This is a genomic window from Nosocomiicoccus ampullae, assembly GCF_019357495.1.
GTDB lineage: Bacteria > Bacillota > Bacilli > Staphylococcales > Salinicoccaceae > Nosocomiicoccus > Nosocomiicoccus ampullae.
Window position 1 is genome coordinate 274,765 of record NZ_CP079110.1, and the last position, 19,578, is coordinate 294,342.

Annotated in this window: 21 protein-coding genes and 1 other RNA gene; 19 read left to right on the plus strand and 3 right to left on the minus strand. The window is 36.4% G+C overall.

The annotated features are described in order from the left end of the window. The first annotated feature begins 50 nt into the window (after positions 1 to 50). From KPF49_RS01440 to ssrA, 13 genes are all read left to right on the plus strand, one after another. Positions 51 to 1,052, plus strand: a complete 1,002-nt coding sequence (locus tag KPF49_RS01440; protein WP_183673336.1) for an LCP family protein — start codon at positions 51 to 53, stop codon at positions 1,050 to 1,052. A gap of 47 nt (positions 1,053 to 1,099) precedes the next feature. Then, on the plus strand, positions 1,100 to 1,885 hold the full coding sequence (locus tag KPF49_RS01445; RefSeq protein WP_183673339.1) for a threonine/serine exporter family protein: 786 nt from the start codon (positions 1,100 to 1,102) through the stop codon (positions 1,883 to 1,885). 8 nt (positions 1,886 to 1,893) lie between these two features. Then, complete coding sequence (locus KPF49_RS01450) at positions 1,894 to 2,349, plus strand: threonine/serine exporter family protein (RefSeq protein WP_246562764.1); 456 nt, start codon at positions 1,894 to 1,896, stop codon at positions 2,347 to 2,349. Further along, positions 2,346 to 2,591, plus strand: a complete 246-nt coding sequence (locus KPF49_RS01455; protein WP_183673341.1) for a glutaredoxin family protein — start codon at positions 2,346 to 2,348, stop codon at positions 2,589 to 2,591. Before KPF49_RS01450 ends, KPF49_RS01455 begins: the two co-directional genes overlap by 4 nt. A 72-nt stretch (positions 2,592 to 2,663) precedes the next feature. Next, positions 2,664 to 3,854 carry a phosphoglycerate kinase gene (locus tag KPF49_RS01460; RefSeq protein WP_183673592.1) on the plus strand — a complete coding sequence of 397 codons (1,191 nt, stop codon included), beginning with the start codon at positions 2,664 to 2,666 and terminating at the stop codon, positions 3,852 to 3,854. Positions 3,855 to 3,864: 10 nt separating this feature from the next. After that, the gene (gene tpiA, locus KPF49_RS01465) at positions 3,865 to 4,620 is read left to right on the plus strand and encodes a triose-phosphate isomerase (protein WP_183673343.1); all 756 of its coding nucleotides are present in this window, start codon (positions 3,865 to 3,867) and stop codon (positions 4,618 to 4,620) included. Continuing rightward, on the plus strand, positions 4,613 to 6,121 hold the full coding sequence (gpmI, locus tag KPF49_RS01470; protein ID WP_183673345.1) for a 2,3-bisphosphoglycerate-independent phosphoglycerate mutase: 1,509 nt from the start codon (positions 4,613 to 4,615) through the stop codon (positions 6,119 to 6,121). Before tpiA ends, gpmI begins: the two co-directional genes overlap by 8 nt. 28 nt (positions 6,122 to 6,149) lie before the next feature. Next, positions 6,150 to 7,442 (plus strand): phosphopyruvate hydratase, encoded by a 1,293-nt coding sequence (gene eno, locus KPF49_RS01475; RefSeq protein ID WP_183673347.1) that lies wholly within the window; start codon positions 6,150 to 6,152, stop codon positions 7,440 to 7,442. Between the two features lie 66 nt (positions 7,443 to 7,508). Further along, on the plus strand, positions 7,509 to 7,739 hold the full coding sequence (gene secG / locus KPF49_RS01480) for a preprotein translocase subunit SecG (protein ID WP_183673349.1): 231 nt from the start codon (positions 7,509 to 7,511) through the stop codon (positions 7,737 to 7,739). A gap of 100 nt (positions 7,740 to 7,839) precedes the next feature. Continuing rightward, positions 7,840 to 8,580: an alpha/beta hydrolase gene (locus KPF49_RS01485; RefSeq protein WP_183673351.1), complete on the plus strand. Its 741-nt coding sequence runs from the start codon at positions 7,840 to 7,842 to the stop codon at positions 8,578 to 8,580. A gap of 12 nt (positions 8,581 to 8,592) precedes the next feature. Beyond that, the gene (gene rnr / locus KPF49_RS01490) at positions 8,593 to 10,890 is read left to right on the plus strand and encodes a ribonuclease R (protein WP_183673353.1); all 2,298 of its coding nucleotides are present in this window, start codon (positions 8,593 to 8,595) and stop codon (positions 10,888 to 10,890) included. 5 nt (positions 10,891 to 10,895) lie between these two features. After that, positions 10,896 to 11,360, plus strand: a complete 465-nt coding sequence (gene smpB / locus KPF49_RS01495) for an SsrA-binding protein SmpB (protein ID WP_183673355.1) — start codon at positions 10,896 to 10,898, stop codon at positions 11,358 to 11,360. Between the two features lie 48 nt (positions 11,361 to 11,408). Further along, positions 11,409 to 11,764: a transfer-messenger RNA gene (gene ssrA / locus KPF49_RS01500) on the plus strand. A gap of 134 nt (positions 11,765 to 11,898) precedes the next feature. Here the strand turns inward: ssrA and KPF49_RS01505 are convergent. Beyond that, on the minus strand, positions 11,899 to 12,453 hold the full coding sequence (locus tag KPF49_RS01505) for a GNAT family N-acetyltransferase (protein WP_183673357.1): 555 nt from the start codon (positions 12,451 to 12,453) through the stop codon (positions 11,899 to 11,901). 322 nt (positions 12,454 to 12,775) lie between these two features. Here KPF49_RS01505 and KPF49_RS01510 point away from each other — a divergent pair, with 322 nt between their 5' ends. Further along, the gene (locus KPF49_RS01510) at positions 12,776 to 13,546 is read left to right on the plus strand and encodes a VOC family protein (protein WP_183673359.1); all 771 of its coding nucleotides are present in this window, start codon (positions 12,776 to 12,778) and stop codon (positions 13,544 to 13,546) included. 148 nt (positions 13,547 to 13,694) lie between these two features. Here the strand turns inward: KPF49_RS01510 and KPF49_RS01515 are convergent, their stop codons facing one another. Continuing rightward, on the minus strand, positions 13,695 to 14,711 hold the full coding sequence (locus KPF49_RS01515; protein WP_183673360.1) for an NAD(P)/FAD-dependent oxidoreductase: 1,017 nt from the start codon (positions 14,709 to 14,711) through the stop codon (positions 13,695 to 13,697). Between the two features lie 90 nt (positions 14,712 to 14,801). Between KPF49_RS01515 and KPF49_RS01520 the strand changes: the two genes are divergently transcribed. The 5 genes from KPF49_RS01520 (at position 14,802) to KPF49_RS01540 (ending at position 18,916) form a co-directional block, all read left to right on the plus strand. Continuing rightward, complete coding sequence (locus KPF49_RS01520; RefSeq protein WP_183673362.1) at positions 14,802 to 15,722, plus strand: ABC transporter substrate-binding protein; 921 nt, start codon at positions 14,802 to 14,804, stop codon at positions 15,720 to 15,722. A gap of 19 nt (positions 15,723 to 15,741) precedes the next feature. Then, positions 15,742 to 16,551: an ABC transporter ATP-binding protein gene (locus KPF49_RS01525; RefSeq protein WP_246562767.1), complete on the plus strand. Its 810-nt coding sequence runs from the start codon at positions 15,742 to 15,744 to the stop codon at positions 16,549 to 16,551. After that, the gene (locus KPF49_RS01530) at positions 16,544 to 17,515 is read left to right on the plus strand and encodes a FecCD family ABC transporter permease (RefSeq protein ID WP_183673364.1); all 972 of its coding nucleotides are present in this window, start codon (positions 16,544 to 16,546) and stop codon (positions 17,513 to 17,515) included. Before KPF49_RS01525 ends, KPF49_RS01530 begins: the two co-directional genes overlap by 8 nt. Further along, positions 17,508 to 18,503, plus strand: a complete 996-nt coding sequence (locus KPF49_RS01535; RefSeq protein ID WP_183673366.1) for a FecCD family ABC transporter permease — start codon at positions 17,508 to 17,510, stop codon at positions 18,501 to 18,503. Before KPF49_RS01530 ends, KPF49_RS01535 begins: the two co-directional genes overlap by 8 nt. Positions 18,504 to 18,715: 212 nt before the next feature. Next, complete coding sequence (locus tag KPF49_RS01540; protein WP_183673368.1) at positions 18,716 to 18,916, plus strand: cold-shock protein; 201 nt, start codon at positions 18,716 to 18,718, stop codon at positions 18,914 to 18,916. 70 nt (positions 18,917 to 18,986) lie between these two features. Here the strand turns inward: KPF49_RS01540 and KPF49_RS01545 are convergent, their stop codons facing one another. Further along, the gene (locus tag KPF49_RS01545; protein ID WP_183673370.1) at positions 18,987 to 19,526 is read right to left on the minus strand and encodes a hypothetical protein; all 540 of its coding nucleotides are present in this window, start codon (positions 19,524 to 19,526) and stop codon (positions 18,987 to 18,989) included. Positions 19,527 to 19,578: the final 52 nt, after the last annotated feature.

Consider the following 19,578-nt stretch of genomic DNA (forward strand, 5'->3'; position numbering starts at 1 on the left):
GGTCGCTTCGTGCTATAATATACATGATTTTAAAGAAAGAGGCGCCAAGTATGTCTGAATATAGTAGGGTCGACCGACTAAATAGTCAAAATGACCAAAACATTAAATATGAAGCACCGAAAAAACCGAAGAAAAAGCGAAAATTATTTAAAAAAATATTCGTTTTATTAATTATCGCTGTACTTTTGTTTGTCGGATTTATGATTTTTAAATTATTTAGTTTAAGTAACGATATTAACCAACCACTGGACCGAGAGTATTCAGAGTACAGAGATAATAAGGTGAGTTATTTAAAAGGTGAACCATTCTCTGTAGCTATTTTTGGAGTAGACTCAGATAGTGAACGCGGATTATCTGGTGGTGAACGAAGTGATGCGATTATGTTACTGTCTATTAATCCAAAAGAGAAAAAAACGATGCTCGTAAGTATTCCACGTGATACGCGTACGGAGATTGTTGGCCACGATACGTTTGAAAAAATTAACCACGCCTATGCTTATGGTGGCCCGGAAATGGCAGTAAATACAGTTGAAAACTTTATGGGTGCACCAGTCGATCATTATGTTGCTATGAATATGGATAGTGTCAAGCATTTAATTGATAGTGTTGGTGGCGTTAAAGTCAAAAGTAACGGTACTTTTACAGTTAAAGGTATTGATTTTGTCGAAGGTGAAACGTATAAAATGGACGGAGATACCGCACTGAAGTTTATAAGAAGCCGTTATGAAGAAGGCTCTGGTGGTGACAAAGGACGTCAAGCACGTCAGCAACTCGTATTAGAGTCTCTCGCAACTAAAATGTTAAGTCCTAAAGGCTTACTTCACATCAATTCAGTGTTTGATACGTTAGGAGACAATGTGAAAACAGATTTATCTTCTAGAGAAATTAGCTTAATGGCACTTCGCTATTACGGTGCGAAGAAAAACGTCGAGCGCGTGCAATTAGAAGGTGAAGATGCTGTCTTAAATGACGGGCTATGGTACTTTATACCAGAACCGAATCATTTCTATGAAGTTCGGTCAAAATATTTAGAAAATCTAGAAATTCAATAAAGCGTGGATGACACGCTTTATTTTTTTACAAAAATGAGGTGAGAACTATGTTAGATGTCGTTGAAGAAGTCGAATTACCAGATAATAGTTTGAGTTTAAAATATGTACGTGAAGTATTCTTTGTGACGCTAAATGCTGGAAAGACTTTACTTGAAAACGGTGCAGAAACGTACCGTGTAGAAGATACGATGGAGAGAATAGCAAAGCACTACGGTGTAGAGAATGTCCAAGTGTTTGTTGCAACGACTGTTATTATATTATCCATGAATGATTACGGATTATCTCAACAAATTCGTATACTCACACGAAATAATAACTTAGAAAAAGTAGTAAATATTAATGAGCTTTCACGTCAAATAATTAACGGAATGCCTATTGCTGATGCGAAAGAAGCGGTAAATAGAATTAGTGAAACGAGAATGTTTCCGTTATGGCTCGTCGTATTATTTGGTGGAATTGCCGCTTCAATGTTTTTAATGATGTTTAATGGTTCAGTCAAAGATTTACCGATTACTATATTTGCGGGTGCATTAGGTGTATTAGTTACAGAGTGGATCCAGCGTTACACAAAAATAAAATTTTTCACAGAGATTCTTGCTGCATTTCTGATCGCGTTATTTGCGGTGTTATATGTACGTTTTGGATACGGTGTAAACGTTGATACAATTATCATCGCGTCAGTAATGCCCCTCGTTCCAGGCGTGCCGATTACAAATGCTCTAAGAGAACTCATTCGTGGTCACTTTTTAGCAGGGAGTATGAAAGGTATTGAAGCAGGACTCACAGCGATTGCGATTGGTGCTGGTGTCGGTACAGTATTTTTAATTATTTAGGAGGTTAAATGAACATGGTATTTATCGTACAATTTATACTTAGTTTTTTTGCATCATTTAGCTTCGGCATTATGTTTAATATCCCTAGAAGACATCTCGTATCAAGTGGTATCACAGGTGCTTTCGGGTGGGTCATGTTTTATCTTTTAAATCAGACAATTGGTATTGATGATTTAATCGCAAACTTTGTTGCCGCGATAACGATGACAAGTACAGCGATATTTTTCACTAAAAGATTACAAGCGCCACTCATCGTATTTGTGACGTGTGGTTTAATTCCCCTCGTTCCAGGAGGTAAAGCATATGAGTCAGTACGCGCAGTAGTTGAGAATAATTACTTAGAATCATTAGAAACGGGATTTCAAGCAGCGTTAATTTCTTTATCGATTGCGATGGGGATAATTATTACTGAAATGATTTATGAGTTATTTAAAAATATTAAAAAGAGGATTTCAGAAATATGAAACTGACACTTCTCATGACACCAAATTGTAAATTATGTGACGATGCCAAGTTAAATTTAAAACACGCAATAGAAAGTTTTAGCAATATTAACTATGATGAGGTAGATATATCTACAGATGACAGTCTTCTTGAAAAGTATATGATTCGTGTCCCAGTGATTTTACACGAAGACACGATTATTCAAGAAGGTATTACTGATTTCTTTACGATATACGAGTATATTGAATCGGTTCAGGCGTGATTATACATGTAACCGTTTAAAATAATTCAAATAAACGATATAATTAAATAAGTGTATATTATTTGGAGGATTATTATGAAAGCAACTATTAAAGATCTAGATTTAAAAGGGAAGACTGTACTTGTACGTGCAGATTTTAACGTGCCGTTAGAAGACGGTAAAATCACAAACGATAAACGAATTACAGCTGCACTTCCTACAATTAAGTACATTATTAATGCAGGCGGTAAAGTTGTATTATTCTCTCACCTTGGACGTGTAAAAACAGAAGAAGACTTAGAAACATTATCATTATTACCAGTCGGTAATCGTCTAAGTGAAAAGTTAGACCAAGACGTATATTTTGTAAACACAACAAAAGGTGAAGAGTTAGAATCAGCAATTGAAGACTTAAAGAATGGAGAGGTACTTCTTGTAGAAAATACTCGTTTTGAAGATCTTGATGGTAAAAAAGAAAGTAAAAATGATGAAGCACTCGGTAAATACTGGGCATCACTTGGTGATATTTTTGTAAACGATGCGTTTGGTACAGCACATCGTTCTCACGCTTCAAACGTTGGAATTTCAGCACACTTACCAGCAGTATCTGGATTTTTAATTGAAAAAGAGATTGAATTTTTAGGAGAAGCAGTATTAAATCCTAAACGCCCACTCGTTGCGATTTTAGGTGGTGCAAAAGTATCAGATAAGATTACTGTAATTGAAAGCTTACTTGAAAAAGCAGATAAGATTTTAATTGGTGGCGGTATGGCGAACACGTTTTTACGTGCACAAGGCTATGACACAGGAAAGTCACTTGTCGAAGAAGATAAACTTGATCTTGCGAAATCATTACTTGAAACAGGCAAAGATAAGCTCGTCTTACCAGTTGACGTTGTTACAGCTAAAGAATTTAGTAATGACACAGAGTACACTGTAAGAGACGCTTCAGAAATTGAAGCAGATGAAATGGCGTTAGACATTGGACCGAAGACCGTCGAAGTCTTTGAAGAGGTACTTAAAGACGCAAAAACAGTTGTATGGAACGGACCAATGGGCGTCTTTGAAATGTCTAATTTCGCTAAAGGTACAATTAAAGTATGTGAATCACTTGCGAAGTTAGAAGATGCAATTACAATCATCGGTGGCGGTGATTCTGCAACAGCTGCAGAACAACTTGGTTTTGAAGAAGATTTCACACACATTTCTACTGGTGGCGGTGCGTCACTAGAATTTTTAGAAGGTAAAGAATTACCTGGTATTAAAGCACTAAATGATAAGTAAGGAGATAATTATGCGTACACCATTTATTGCAGGAAATTGGAAGATGCACAAAACAGTTAATGAAGCAGAAGCGTTTTTAAAAGAATTACTAAATAAAGATTTACCGAGTGGAGTAGATGCGGCGATTTGTGCGCCGTTTATTCATCTCGATAGACTCGTCAAAGGAACAAATGAAAGTATTGGTATAGGTGCAGAAAATGGCCACTTTGAAGATCAAGGTGCATTTACTGGTGAAGTATCTATAGATAGCTTAAGTGATTTAGGTGTTGACTACGTCATTATCGGTCACTCAGAACGACGTGAAATGTTTAATGAAACAGATGAAGACGTCAATAAAAAAGTGTTAAAAGCACTAGAAAAAGATGTTATACCAATTGTTTGTTGTGGTGAAACGTTAGAAGAGCGTGAAAACAACACGTATACTGAAAAAATTACGACTCAAATTGAAGCAGCTTTTAAAGGTGTCAGTGAATCAGATGCTAAAAAAGTTGTCGTTGCGTACGAACCAATTTGGGCAATCGGTACAGGTAAAAGTGCGACAAGTGAAGACGCAAATTTAATGTGTCAACTTGTTCGTGAAACAATTGAAAAATTATTTAATAAAGACGTGAGTGAAGCGGTACGTATTCAATATGGTGGTTCTGTAAAACCAGAAAACGTTAAAGAGTATATGAGTGAACCTCACATTGACGGTGCACTTGTCGGTGGTGCGTCACTAGAAGTCGAAAGTTTTGTGTCACTATTAGAAGGTGCTAAAAATGAGTAAGCCAGTTGGTTTAATAATATTAGATGGTTTCGCGTGCCGTGAAGAAACTTTTGGTAACGCAGTAAAGCAAGCAAAAAAGCCGAATTTTGATCGTTATATAAAAGAATATCCGAACAATAAATTAGTCGCTTGTGGAGAAGACGTTGGACTACCAAAAGGTCAAATGGGTAACTCTGAAGTCGGGCATTTAAATATTGGTGCTGGACGTATCGTTTACCAAAGTCTAACGCGTATTAATAAATCGATTGAGTCTAAAGAATTTTATAAAAATCAAACTTTAAACAACGCGATTGACCACGCGTTAAAAAATGATAGCACACTCCATGTGATGGGACTACTTTCAGATGGCGGTGTACATTCCCATTACGATCATATGTTTGAGATTTTAAAACTCGCAAAAGATAAAGGTGTAAAAAAAGCGTACGTTCATGGATTTTTAGATGGACGAGACGTGGACCAGCAATCTGCATTAAATTATATTGATAGAGCTGAAGAAGAGTTTGAAAGAATAGGTTTAGGTGAATTTAAAACTATTTCAGGACGTTACTACGCAATGGATAGAGATAAACGTTATGAGCGTACTAAAAAGGCACATGACGCAATTCACTACGGTGCAGGACCATTGTTTAAAACGGCACGTACTGGTGTAGAAGCAGCATACGATGCAGAAATTTACGATGAATTTGTCACACCATTTATCGTTGGACAAAAAGAAAGATTTTTAAAAGATAACGATTCGATTATTTTTTACAACTTTAGACCTGACCGTGCAGTACAACTATCAAAAGTGTTTGGAGAAAAAGATTTTGATTCTTTCATCGTAGAACCATTTGAAAATGTTAAACTTACAACGTTTACAAACTATGACGATAGTATTGAGGCAGAAATTGTATTTGAAAAAGAAGATTTAGTAAATACGATTGGTGAAGTTGTTTCGAATCATGGGTTAACACAGCTTCGTATCGCTGAGACTGAAAAGTATCCCCACGTTACATATTTTATGTCTGGTGGGCGTCATGAGAAGTTTAAAAATGAAGAAAGAATTCTCGTTAATTCACCAAAAGTTGCGACGTATGACTTAAAACCAGAGATGAGTGCTTATGAGGTTAAAGATAATGCTTTAAACCGATTGAAATCAGGGGATTTAGACGTCATGATTCTTAATTTTGCGAACCCTGATATGGTTGGTCATAGTGGTCAATTAGGTGCTACAATTAAAGCAGTAGAAACGGTTGATGAATGTCTTGGAGAAATTGTCGATGAAATCATTTCCGAAGGCGGTGTTGCTGTAATTACAGCTGACCACGGTAATGCTGACGAAGTTACTCAAGCAAACGGTGAACCGATGACGGCACATACTACTAACTTAGTGCCAGTCATTGTTACGAAAAATGATGTGACAGTGAGTGAAGGAAGACTTGCAGATTTAGCACCGACGGTTCTTGACTTGCTTGGAGTCGATCAACCAAAAGAAATGACGGGTAAAACTTTATTAAAATAAATTATTTTTAAATAAGAGGAGATTAATCATGCCTAAAATTATTGATATTTATGCACGTGAAGTATTAGATTCAAGAGGAAATCCAACAGTTGAGGTTGAAGTGTTAACGGAAACAGGCGCATTTGGCCGTGCAATTGTACCATCTGGTGCTTCAACGGGTGAATATGAAGCTGTAGAACTTCGTGATGGTGGAGATCGTTATCTCGGAAAAGGTGTCACTCAAGCAGTAGAAAATGTAAATGACATTATCGCACCTGAAATTATTGAAGGAGAATTCTCAGTACTAGAACAAGTATCTCTAGACAAAGTGTTAATTGCTTTAGACGGCACTGATAACAAAGCAAAACTTGGAGCTAACGCAATTCTTGGAGTGTCTATGGCAACAGCACATGCTGCGGCAAACTATTTAGGACAACCACTTTATAAATATCTTGGTGGATTTAATGCAACAGAATTACCTGTTCCAATGATGAATATTATTAACGGTGGAGAACACGCAGATAATAACGTGGATATTCAAGAGTTTATGATTATGCCTGTTGGAGCAAAAACATTTAAAAAAGCACTTCAAATGGGCGCAGAAGTATTCCACGAGTTAAAGAAAGTACTTCAAGACAAAGGGCTTCAAACGTCAGTTGGTGACGAAGGTGGATTTGCACCAAACTTAGACTCTAACGAAGAAGCACTTGAAACGTTAATTAAAGCAATTGAAGGTGCAGGATTTACTCCAGGTGAAGACATTCTATTAGCAATGGACGTCGCGTCAAGTGAATTCTACAATGCTGACACAAAAACTTACGAGTTAAAAGGTGAAGGTAAATCATTTAGCGCATCAGAACTTGTCGATTGGTACGTACAGTTATGCGACAAGTACCCAATTGTTTCAATTGAAGACGGATTAGATGAAAACGACTGGGACGGTCATAAAGAATTAACTGAAAAACTAGGATCTAAAGTACAACTTGTTGGAGATGACTTATTCGTTACGAATACTGAAAAGTTAAAAGCAGGTATTGAGCAAGGTGTGGGTAACTCTATCCTAATTAAAGTAAACCAAATCGGTACGTTAACTGAAACATTTGAAGCAATTGAAATGGCAAATCGCGCAGGCTACACTGCAGTAATCTCACACCGTTCAGGTGAAACAGAAGATACGACAATCGCAGATATCGCGGTTGCAGTAAACGCAGGTCAAATTAAAACAGGTGCGCCGTCACGTACTGACCGTGTGGCAAAATACAATCAGTTACTAAGAATTGAAGATGAATTATTCGAAACAGCAGTATACAAAGGAAAAGACGCGTTTTTCAACTTAAAATAAAGGCATTGAAAAAGTCTTTCATTACTGATATAATCAACTACGATATATTAATAGGGGGAACACGCGATGTATACAGCTTTAATTGTATTACTGATCATTGTGTGCATTTCACTTATCGCGGTCGTTTTACTCCAGTCAGGTAAGAGTGCTGGACTATCAGGTGCTATAAGTGGTGGTGCAGAACAGCTCTTTGGTAAACAAAAAGCAAGAGGTATGGATTTATTCCTACACAGAACTACAGTAGTTTTATCTGTATTGTTCTTTTTAATCATGATTTTATTAACATATGTTGGATAATCATTGAGCCGAAGTGATATTTCACTTCGGCTTTTTTATATTTCACGTTTCTTTATATTCTTTAGTATATCTCGTACAATAGGGATAAGGAGTGGTACGAATGAAAGTTAGATTACCTGGAGATTTTTCATTTAGTGAAGGTACTAAAGATTATGCGGTACTTTTACTTCATGGATTTACAGGAAATACATCAGATGTAAGACAACTCGGTAGATTTTTAGAAAAGAAAGAAATCCCGAGCTATTCATTTAATTATGAGGGACATGCAGAAAAACCTGAGAAAATTTTACAATCGTCTCCATATGTATGGTACAAGCAAGCATTAGAAAAATATGATGAGCTAAAAGATAAAGGCTATGAAAAAATATATGTCGTTGGCTTATCAATTGGTGGGGTACTTGCGTTAAAGTTATCCATTGACCGAGATGTCGAGGCAGTGTCAACAGTATGTTCTCCAATGTTTTTAAAAACTGAAGAAGAGTTACTTAATAACTTTAAAACATATGCAAGAAATTTTAAAAAACGTTTTGAAGGTAAAGAAGAAGGGGAAATTGAAACAGAGATTGAAAACTACTCGGACTTATCAGTATTTACTGACATTAAACGTATTATTGAAAGTACACGTGAACAATTGATAGAAGTAGACTGTCCGATTTTTATAGCTCAAGGTAAAAAAGATAATGTAATCAACCCTAAAAGTGCGGATATTATCTACGATGAGGTAGATAGTGAAAATAAAGAATTTAAAGTTTATGAAAATTCTGGTCACGTGTTACCAATTGATAATGACAAAGAGGCGTTTTTTGAGGATTATTACGAATTCTTAAAAGACAATATTTAGGAGGATTTATTCATGAGAGATTTTAAAGATGAAGTGTTAGAAATAATTGATCGTGATACGTATACACCAATGACAACTGAAGAGTTTGAAAGTGAGCTAGAAATTCACGACGCAGAAGATTTTAAGGCACTGATTAAAGCTTTAGTCTCTCTTGAAGAATCTGATATTCTGCGTCGTACAAAGAAAAATAAATACGTTAAAGAAATCACGTCTAAAGTTGTCAAAGGGACACTTTCGATGCATAAACGTGGATTCGCATTTTTACGTCCGGAAGAAGAAGGATTAGAAGATGTATTCATTCCACCTAATGAAATTAACGGAGCGCTTGACGGGGATACGGTTTTATGTACGTTAGAAGACTCAACACGCGGGGATAGTCATGAAGGACGCGTTGTAAAAATCATTGAACATAACGTCACTAAACTCGTCGGTAAATACGAGGGGTCTAAAGGATTTGGGTTCGTTGTACCAGACTCACTCACATATAATACGGATATTTTTATACCAAGTGGTCAAAACTTAGGTGCAGTGTCTGGCCATAAAGTACTCGTAGAAATTACGAAGTTCCCAAATAATAGTAACGAGAATCCAGAAGGGTTTATTACTAAAATACTCGGACACGAAAACGACCCAGGCGTCGACATATTATCTATTGTATATGGACACGGAATTGAAATTGAATTTCCTGAAGAAGTATTAGAACAAGTTGAAAATATTCCAGACGAGGTACTCGACGAAGAAAAAGAAGGACGCGTTGATTTAACTGATAAAAAGACAATTACAATCGACGGCGAAGATGCGAAAGACTTAGACGATGCGATTTCAGTTGAAAAGTTAAACAACGGGAATTATGAACTAACAGTAAGTATCGCAGACGTCTCACATTACGTCGAAGAAGGTACACCTTTAGACGAAGAAGCATATGAACGCGGAACTTCTGTTTATCTTGTTGACCGAGTAATCCCGATGCTTCCTCATAAGTTATCTAATGGCATTTGTTCGTTAAATGAAGGTGTCGACCGACTTGCGATGACATGCCAAATGGAAATTGATAGAAGCGGTACAGTCGTCAACCATAAAATCTTTGAAAGTGTTATTAATTCAGATAAGCGTACAACGTACACAGCAGTCAATAAAATTTTAGAAGAAGATGATGAGAACACAAAAGCTGAACTTGGCGATGTAGCAGAAATGATTCAGCATGCTGGAGATTTAGCCAAAATATTACGACGTAAACGTGATAATCGCGGCGCGTTAGACTTTGACTTTAACGAAGCACAAATTTTAGTAAAGTCTGACGGTACACCAGAAGATATCGTACTTCGTAACCGCGGTGCAGGTGAGAAACTGATTGAAGAGTTTATGCTTGCAGCAAACGAAACAGTCGCAGAGAATTTTCACTGGTTAGATTTACCGTTTATTTATCGTATTCACGAGGACCCTAAAGAAGATAAATTACGTCAATTTTTTGAGATTTTAACAAGCTTTGGGATTTTCGTAAAAGGTAAAGGTAACAAAATTCACCCACATGCATTACAAGAAATTTTAGATGAGGTGAAAGATACACCTGAAGATACAGTGATTTCGATGATGATGTTACGCTCAATGCAACAGGCAAAATACTCATATCAATCGCTTGGACACTTCGGGTTATCGACTGAATTTTATACGCACTTTACAGCACCGATTCGTAGATATCCTGATTTAATGGTACACCGACTTATTCGCACGTACTTAATCGAGAAAGATACAAGTCATCAAACGATTAATAAATACAAAGAAGAATTACCAGAAATCGCATCACATACTTCAGAAAGAGAACGCCGCGCAGTCGATGCTGAAAGAGATACAAATGATCTTAAAAAAGCAGAATATATGCAAAAGCATATCGGTGAACGATTTGAAGGTGTGATTTCAGGTGTCATGAATTTCGGTATGTTCGTTGAACTTCCGAATACTGTAGAAGGACTTGTTCATATGAATAATCTCGGTGATGATTATTATAACTACAACGAACGAATGATGGCACTGATCGGTGAACGTACAGGTAAAGTGTTTAGAATGGGTGACAAAGTAGAGATCGAAGTACAAAACGTCAATATTATTGAGCGTTTAATCGATTTTACAATCGTAGGAATTACACCACGAAAAAAAGTAAAAGAAGAGAAAAAAGATCAGCAAAAGCCAAAATATATTGACTCTAAAGCTCGAAAGAAAGATAGAGTGAGAGATCGAACGAAAAAACCAAAAGGTAAGGGGAAACAGCCGTTTTATAAAAGCGCACCAAAAAGAAAGAGAAAAAGGAAGTAAATGATATGAAAAAGCATCACGGAAAAGTACTTGCACAAAATAGAAAAGCGAGTCATGATTATATCATCGAAGATACAATTGAAGCGGGTCTAGTGTTAAAAGGTACTGAAATAAAATCTATTCGAAAAGGTTCTGTCAGCTTACAAGATGCCTTTTGTCGTGATTTTAAAGGTGAAATGTTCGTATATAATATGCACGTTGCACCATATGAAGAAGGTAACCAATTTAACCATGATCCGCTTCGACAACGAAAGTTATTATTACACAAAAACCAAATTGACCGACTCATCGGTTATTTGCATAATCCAGGCCATGCACTCATCCCACTTAGACTCTACATTAAAAACGGTGTATGTAAAATGCTTATCGGATACGCAAAAGGTAAGAAAAAGTATGATAAACGTCACGACTTAAAACAAAAACAAATGAAGCGAGACATTGACCGCGCGTTAAAAGAAAGAAATAGGTAAGTTGAAAAAATAACTTAAAAATGTTATAATATTATGTGTTAAAAATCCGGGGACGTTCTGGATTCGACAGGGGTTATTGAGCACTTTAAGCGTGTCGGAGGTTTCGGCTCCGTTACAAACGATACTCAGTTATAATAACTGGCAACAATAATAATTTAGTAGCTGCATAATTTCAGCTACATCATCTCGTACGTTTTCTTGCGACCTACTGAGATGATTCAACTTTAGCAAGATATACTAGAAGTCTTCCGTCTGTAGACTTCTAGAAGAACTTAATCAGACTAGCATGAATTGTGGAACGTTCTCTTCCGGCGTTCATGCGAAATATTAATTGAGAACTACACACGTAGAAAGAAGTGTAGCAAGATCCTTGGACGCGGGTTCAACTCCCGCCGTCTCCATATAAAAATACATCCAAACAGTAGTTGGATGTTTGTGTTTATTTATGAAACTCAAAAGAAGTATCAACTTTAATTAAGTTGTTACTTCTTTTTTTGTTTAGCCAAATAAAAAATGAAATTCTTCCAATTACGCTTTCCTACTTCACATACGTCATATGATAATATTCTTGCCCATACAATTCGAGAAGTTCGTCTTTTTTAAACCCAAGCTTAAGATAGAGGCTTAAAGCCTTCTCATTCTCTACCTCACAAATTAGTCCAAAAGGACGTGCTTCTTCACTATCTAGTAAATACTTCAATAACTTAGTCGCAATACCTTGTCCGCGGTACTCACTAAACGTCGCCACGCTATCTATGTACATTTCATTGTCACGTGCTTCTCTCAATTCAAGTGGTGGACTATATGGATGAAATTTCTTGTCCAGTCCAAGTTTCTCCCAGACGTGTTTAAATTCGTGTTCGGTATGGCCGGGATAGCTCAGAACGAATCCTGCAACATCTCCATCTACCTCATACACGTGAATGGTTCTTTTTGAGTTTCGAAAGTCTTCGTCACTGAGACACATTTCAAACGCTTCGAGTACAGTTTCTTTATCAAATTTCTCAATTATTTCAAGATCCATACCTTCCCAAATGATATAAACCAGCTCAGCGACTTTTCTGTTATCTTTCTGTTCCTTTTTACGGATCACAAAAACCTCTCCTTTTTCTTATATTTCTATCGTAACAAACAAGTGGCTTTTCGAGAATCATAAAAACTCCTACATAATTGCTATAGAAGGATGTGTCTATTATTGTAAATAATTTCTGGCTTCTGGTGGTTGAATCTTTTCTTTATCTTTAAATACACGCATTTTTCCACCTGAAATTTCATTTATCTATCATAAAAATAAAATGTAGTATTATAATTCAAAATTAGTTTTATCAGGGCTTTTTTGATTCGAGAAATTGTTAATAGAGTGATGTTGAATGATGATAGAATACGGTAATCAGATTAAGAAGGATAGGTATTAAATGAATTTCCATAATGACAATCCACAAGTAACTAACATTACATTAAACATTCAAGATTTAAGTAAAATGAAAGATTTTTATATAAATATTTTAGGCATGAAATTAATTGAAGAAAGTGAAGCAGGTTTCGTTGCTGGTTTTGAAGGTAGTACGCACACATTCACTTTTGAAGTATTAGAAAAAGGTAGAGTAGCAGAACAAAGTGAAGCTGGATTATTCCATATCGCAATTTTACTTCCAACTCGAAGTGACCTTGGTCGTTTTATTAAATACATGTTTGGTAGACAGATCCCTCTATCAGGGGGAGATCACTTAGTGAGTGAAGCAACGTATCTTGTTGACCCTGAAGGAAACGGTATTGAAGTATATGTGGATAGAGATCCAGATACATGGTCTTGGTCCAATGGACAAGTGGTAATGGATACTCTAGCTTTAGACTTTGCTAGTATTGTTGAATCAAGTCGTAATACAGAGTGGTCAGGTATGCCAGAAGGTACGATTATTGGACACTTGCACCTGAAAGGTGGCGTGGAGATTGACCCAGATTTCTATGATAACTACGGATTTGAAATCGCGACTAAAGTCATGAGCGCATATTTCTTAGCTTCAAATAAATATCACCACCACATTGCAGTGAACAAGTGGCACAGTAACAAAGCAAGAATCGATGCAATGAACACATACGGCTTAAAAGCATTTAACATTTTAATGCCAGACGCTGCGAGCGAAACAGTAGAAACACCAGAAGGTATTAAAATGGTCGTAAACTAAATAAACGATAAACCATGTGTTTATCTTTTGAAATAAAAAAATAGTTCCCCCTCAAGTCACAATGAAAAAACAAGGAATGTCTCTTTTATGAGGCATTCCTTGTTTATTTTCGTTCAAAATTTAAAATATTTTCTATTAATTATTTATATTATTCTAAATTCCGTCTTACTTCTTTATTTAATTCATCAAATTTTTCATTGTGGCTGGATACGATAGCTCCGTCTAGTTCTTCTTTATCGATATAATGCTTCGCGAAATTTACTGCTTCACTTGCTTCCGGATATCCCGTAGCGATTAGATGTACGCGGTTGTCGTAGTGGACTTGGTCACCGATTGCATATAGTCCATCCACACCTGTTTTCACTCTTTCCTCGGTTAAAATTTGATTATATTCGTTCATTTTTACGTCATCTTTTAATGATTCTAATAAGGCGCTATCTGATTTGTATCCGTGATTTACAAATACGATATCGACATCAATTTCTTCACCACCTGATAAAACAACGCGTTCGATCATAGTGCCATCTTTGTTTGAACGGAGTTCTTCAATCGTACGTTGCTTAATAATATGGACATCTTTCTTCTCTAACTCTTTAATTGTCGCTTCGTATCCTTTAAGTTCATCTTTTCTACACACGAGTGTGACGTCTGCAATACCATCTGCAAGATGTACGGCCCAGTCGAGCGCGGAGTTTCCACCACCGGAGATTAACACATGCTTATCTTTATAATGTTTGGTTTCTTCTATATAGTAGTGTAGATTGTCATACTCAAAGTCTTCTGCACCTGGTAAATTAAGCTTTACCGGACTAAAAACACCAACTCCAGTCGCTAAAATTACCGTATTCGCGTAGTGTGTGTGTTTTGTTGTTTCTACTTTAAACAGGTCTTTTTCTTTTTTTATACGCATCACGGATTCATTCAAATGAACGGTTGGATTAAATGTGAGTCCTTGCTTCACCATGGATTCGCGAATATTTGCAGCAGTATTTGCTTCGACTCCGCCGATATCCCACACAATCTTATCTAAATAGAACTTCAGCTTTCCTCCAAGTCGGTCCTGATGTTCTATAATTGTTACGTCTAATCCTCGTAGCCCTGCATAAAATGCTGCGAATAGTCCCGATGGCCCCCCACCTACAATCAGACAATCCGTATTGTTCATATTTTTGCCTCATTTCTATTGTACATTTATTATTATTCATATTATAATCTAATTGAGAATTATTCTCAAATAGAGAAAAGGAGAAAATTAATGAAGCGTATTTTATTTTTATTCAGTTTAATTTTTGTCGTACTACTTGCGGCATGTTCTGGTGAGGACAACACAGACAAAACAGCGAAGGATGAAACACCTGAAACTGTAAAATATGCTACTGACGATGGTGAGGAAATCGATATACCAAAAGATCCAAAGCGTATTGTTGTGATGGGTTCTGGTTACTTCGGAAACTTAAAACAACTTGATGCAAATATCGTTGGTGTACACAATTTAGTTCAAGACTCAGAAGTTCTGAGTAAAGAAGTTGGAGATATTGAATTAATCGAAGAAGGAAATATTGAACAAGTCTTAAATTTAGACCCTGATTTAATTATCACTTATAGCACAGATGAGAATATTAATGAGTTAAAAGAAGTAGCCCCTACAATTGGGTTTGATTATGAAAAATGGAATTATTTAGATGTTCATAAAGAACTTGGCAAGATTATAGGTAAAGAAGACCAAGCAAACAAGTGGGTTGCAGATTTCGAAACAAAACTTGATGAAAATAAAAAGAAGGTGCAAGACAAGCTTGGCACAGATACAAGTGTTTCTGTTGCGGAGGGATTTTCTAAAGATATTTATGTCTATGGTACAAACTGGGGACGTGGAACAGAGATTATCTATCAAGGGTTAGAAATGAAAGTGCCTGAAACAATCGAGGAAGATGTTGTGGAAACTGGTTGGAAAAAGATTTCAGCTGAAAAAGTTGCGAAGTATTCTGGGGACTTTATCTTTTTAGGTGATGGAGATCCAACAACAAATAAAGCAATCGAATCAACGAGTGTATGGAAAAACTTAGATGCAGTGAAAAATGACCGAGTGGTTGAGTTTGATTCAAGTACATTTTGGTTCAACGACCCACTGTCACTAGAATATCAACTTGAATTTATTGTAGAGCAATTAACGAAATAAGCATTTGGAAGTGGTTTTTGTGAGCAAAGTAGAACTAAAAAATATCGTATATGAAGTAGGAAATACGAGAATCCTAAAAGGTATCGACATGGAAATCTTGAGCGGACAGGTGACGACAATTATCGGTCCAAACGGATGTGGTAAATCTACGTTGCTTAAGTCAATTGTAAAACTTTTACCATATAAAGGTGAGGTTTATATCGATGACGTCAAAATCCGCAATCTAAAATCGAAAGAAATGGCAAAGATGATCGGAATTTTATCTCAAAAAAACAGATTACAGTATGACGTACGTGTAATGGACCTTTTAACCTATAGTCGGTATGCACATTTAAAACGTTTTGAAGGATTAAAACAATCGGACATTGATATGATTGACTGGGCGTTAAAAGAGACGGGTGCAATTGATTTTAAAGATAGAATGATGAGTGAACTGTCTGGAGGTCAACAACAACGTGTGTGGATTAGTTTCCTTCTCGCACAAGGAACAGAAACGTTATTACTAGACGAACCAACTACGTATTTAGATATTCATCATCAGCTTGAAACACTTAATATTGTTCATGATTTAAATCGTAAGACGGACCAAACAATAGTAATGGTCCTACATGACTTAAACCAGGCGATTCGTTATTCAGATCAAATCATTGTCATGCAAGAAGGCGAAATTGTGACATTTGGTAAACCAGAAGAAATACTGACGAACGAAGTGTTAAATAAAGTATTTAATATCGATGGTCGCATCGAAATTGATGAGAGAACAGGCCGACCGTATCTCGCTGCCTACGACTTATTTTGTAACACAATAAAGGATATTCACAATGAATAGAACATATATTTTAGCGAGTGCTCTTTTTATCGGAGTGCTCGCCTCATTCTTTTTAGCCATGATGATTGGAATCGAACATTACACCTTTCAAACCGTTTTAAACAGTTTAATGCACCCATATGCCAATGATTCAGTGACACAAACATTGATGGAGATTCGCCTACCACGTATTTTAGTTGCTTTTCTCGTTGGCATGATGATTAGTGTTGCAGGGTTAATCATGCAAACAGTGACCCATAATGATTTAAGTGAGCCGAGTATCTTAGGTGTTAATGCAGGATCAAACCTCATGATTGTTCTCGTTGTTGTACTTGTACCAACGATTACTTTTGTTGGACTTGTCGTCAGTGGGTTTATAGGTGGTTCGTTAGTTGGCTTAGTTATATTAATGATGACCCGCCATAATTCACCGGTAAAACTCGTCTTAGCAGGTTCAGGTATTTCGTTATTACTACTTGCTATAACAAATTTTATTGTTATCACAAATGGGCTTGGACAGTTCGCTATGTTCTTCACGTCAGGAGGAGCAGCGGGACAAACGATGTCGAATGTTTTGATTGTAACACCGGTGGCGAGTGTTTTAATCCTCATATTGATTTTGATGTCGAGAGAACTAGATGTCCTTCTATTATCCGATGACGTAGCGCATTCGATTGGTCAAAATCAACGCATCTATAAACTCGTGAGTTTGTTTATTGCGATTTTTCTTGCAGCAATTTCTGTCGCACTTGTAGGAAATATAATTTTCTTAGGCATGCTTGTACCCCATATGGTGAAGATGATTGTCGGACATTTGCATAAAAAGGCACTCATTTTTACAGCAATATTAGGTGGCGTATTTTTTGTATTAGCGGATATGTTCGCGAGAATGTTCAGTGAAATGCCAGTTAATGCCGTGATCGCAATGATTGGCCTCCCGTTCTTTATCTATATCATTAGAAGAAGGGGGCATACGTATGCGTAATGGTGTTAAGATTTTAATTCTTGTTATACTAATTTTTGTAACAATCGTACTCACCTTAACAACAGGTACGTTTAAGATGTCATTCATAGACATTTGGAACTTAATGACGGGGCAGGCAACTAGCAAAGTCGCACTTGTATTTTATAAATTTAGAATGCCGAGACTCATCATCACGCTCGTATGTGGTGCAGCGCTTGCGTTATCTGGGCTTATCTTACAAGTCGTTTCGAAAAATCCATTATCAGATCCAGGGATTATAGGTGTAAACGCAGGTAGTGGATTTGGAGTGGTATTATTTATTGCCTTCGTTGCTGGAAATAGTGGTGTGAACCATTTATACACACTACCACTAATGAGTTTCATTGGTGGATTACTTACAGTGCTACTCGTTTTCGCGTTATCGTTTGTTGGTGGTAAATTCTCAAGCAACACATTTATTCTAATTGGAGTTGCAACAGCACTTGGTGTCACTGGGTTTGTGTATGTATTTACGTCGATGTTTGATAACACACAAATGGATATGCTGAACCGATTCTTTGCAGGAAATATTTGGGGAGATACATGGGAGTTTGTCATTGTGACGATTCCATATATTGTAATCATCATGATAATTACGCTGTTTAGAGTACGCGAGATGTCGATGATGTCACTTGATGACGATATGCTCACAACACTAGGTATGCATGTCACACGTGAGAAGATTATTTTAATTGTTTTAGCAGCACTACTATCGAGTATCAGTGTGAGTGTTGCGGGGTCGATTTCATTCATTGGACTCATTGCACCACACATTGCACGCATGATGTTTAAAATTGATATGAAAATTATATTTGTGGGAACGTTATTAATCGGTGCGTTTCTCTTAAGTTTTGCTGATTTTGTCGGTAAGACGATCGCTGAACCACTCATCATTCCAGTTGGAATTGTCGTGTCACTCATTGGAGGACCATACTTCTTGTATTTGTTATTCAGAGGGAAAACAATATAAAGAGTAAGGAAGAGATGATTTCGCAAGTAAGAACATCTCTCCACACAGACTTTCGATTTACGAAAATATTTCTTTACATTAAAGAGATGTTTCTGTATAGTTAACTTATGGTAATGAATATTCAATTTAGATGTAGTGTTATTTAATAGATTCACTCCTGTAAATTTGAATGTGTTACACAAATTATATTTTATTTATGGAGGTATTCTATTATGAATAACGGTACAGTTAAATGGTTTAACGCAGAAAAAGGTTTTGGTTTCATCGAGAGAGAAGACGGAGACGATGTATTCGTACACTTCTCAGGTATTGCTGGTGAAGGTTACAAAACTTTAGAAGAAGGACAAAATGTTGAGTTCGAAATCACTGAAGGTGACCGCGGACCACAAGCTACAAATGTAGTTGTTCAATAATTTTGAAATTAGTAACTAAATATATAGTTCAAAAAAGCTGTAATGAGAATCCTCATTACAGCTTTTTATTTTACGCTTCTTCTAAATCTAAATCAGGATATACATTATATTCTTCACTTTCATTTTCAGTGTTTAAAAGCGGTTCGAATTTTGCAGTGAGTACTTCTGGTGTTCCGTTAAATGCATAGTATACTTTACCTGTAATTTCTTCACCAGGTGCGATTTCTCTTAATATAGAGTCATCTAAATCGTAATACGTCGCCTCTTTATCATTCACTTGTACAGATACGTCACGCCCTGCTGGGAATGGTTGTTCTGTATTGTTTTTATAATATAATTCAAGTTCTAATACGTACTCAAATGATTCAAAATGATCCTCGATACGCTCATCAGTTAATTGTGAAGACTTTATCGTAAAATCGATGCCGTCAATTGTTACAACGTCACCAATATCGTGGCGCGTATCGTTTTCAAGTTTCTTTTCAGGAGACACTTTGACTTCTTTTACTTCAGTTTTCGGCTCTTCTTTTTCTGCCACTTCTTCACTATTTTCACTCGTACAACCTGCGAGTAATGATACGGCTAAAATGCTTAATAATAGTCTTTTCATACTTTTCTCCTACTCGTTTAATTATTAAAATTATGGTATCATTCTTTTAAAT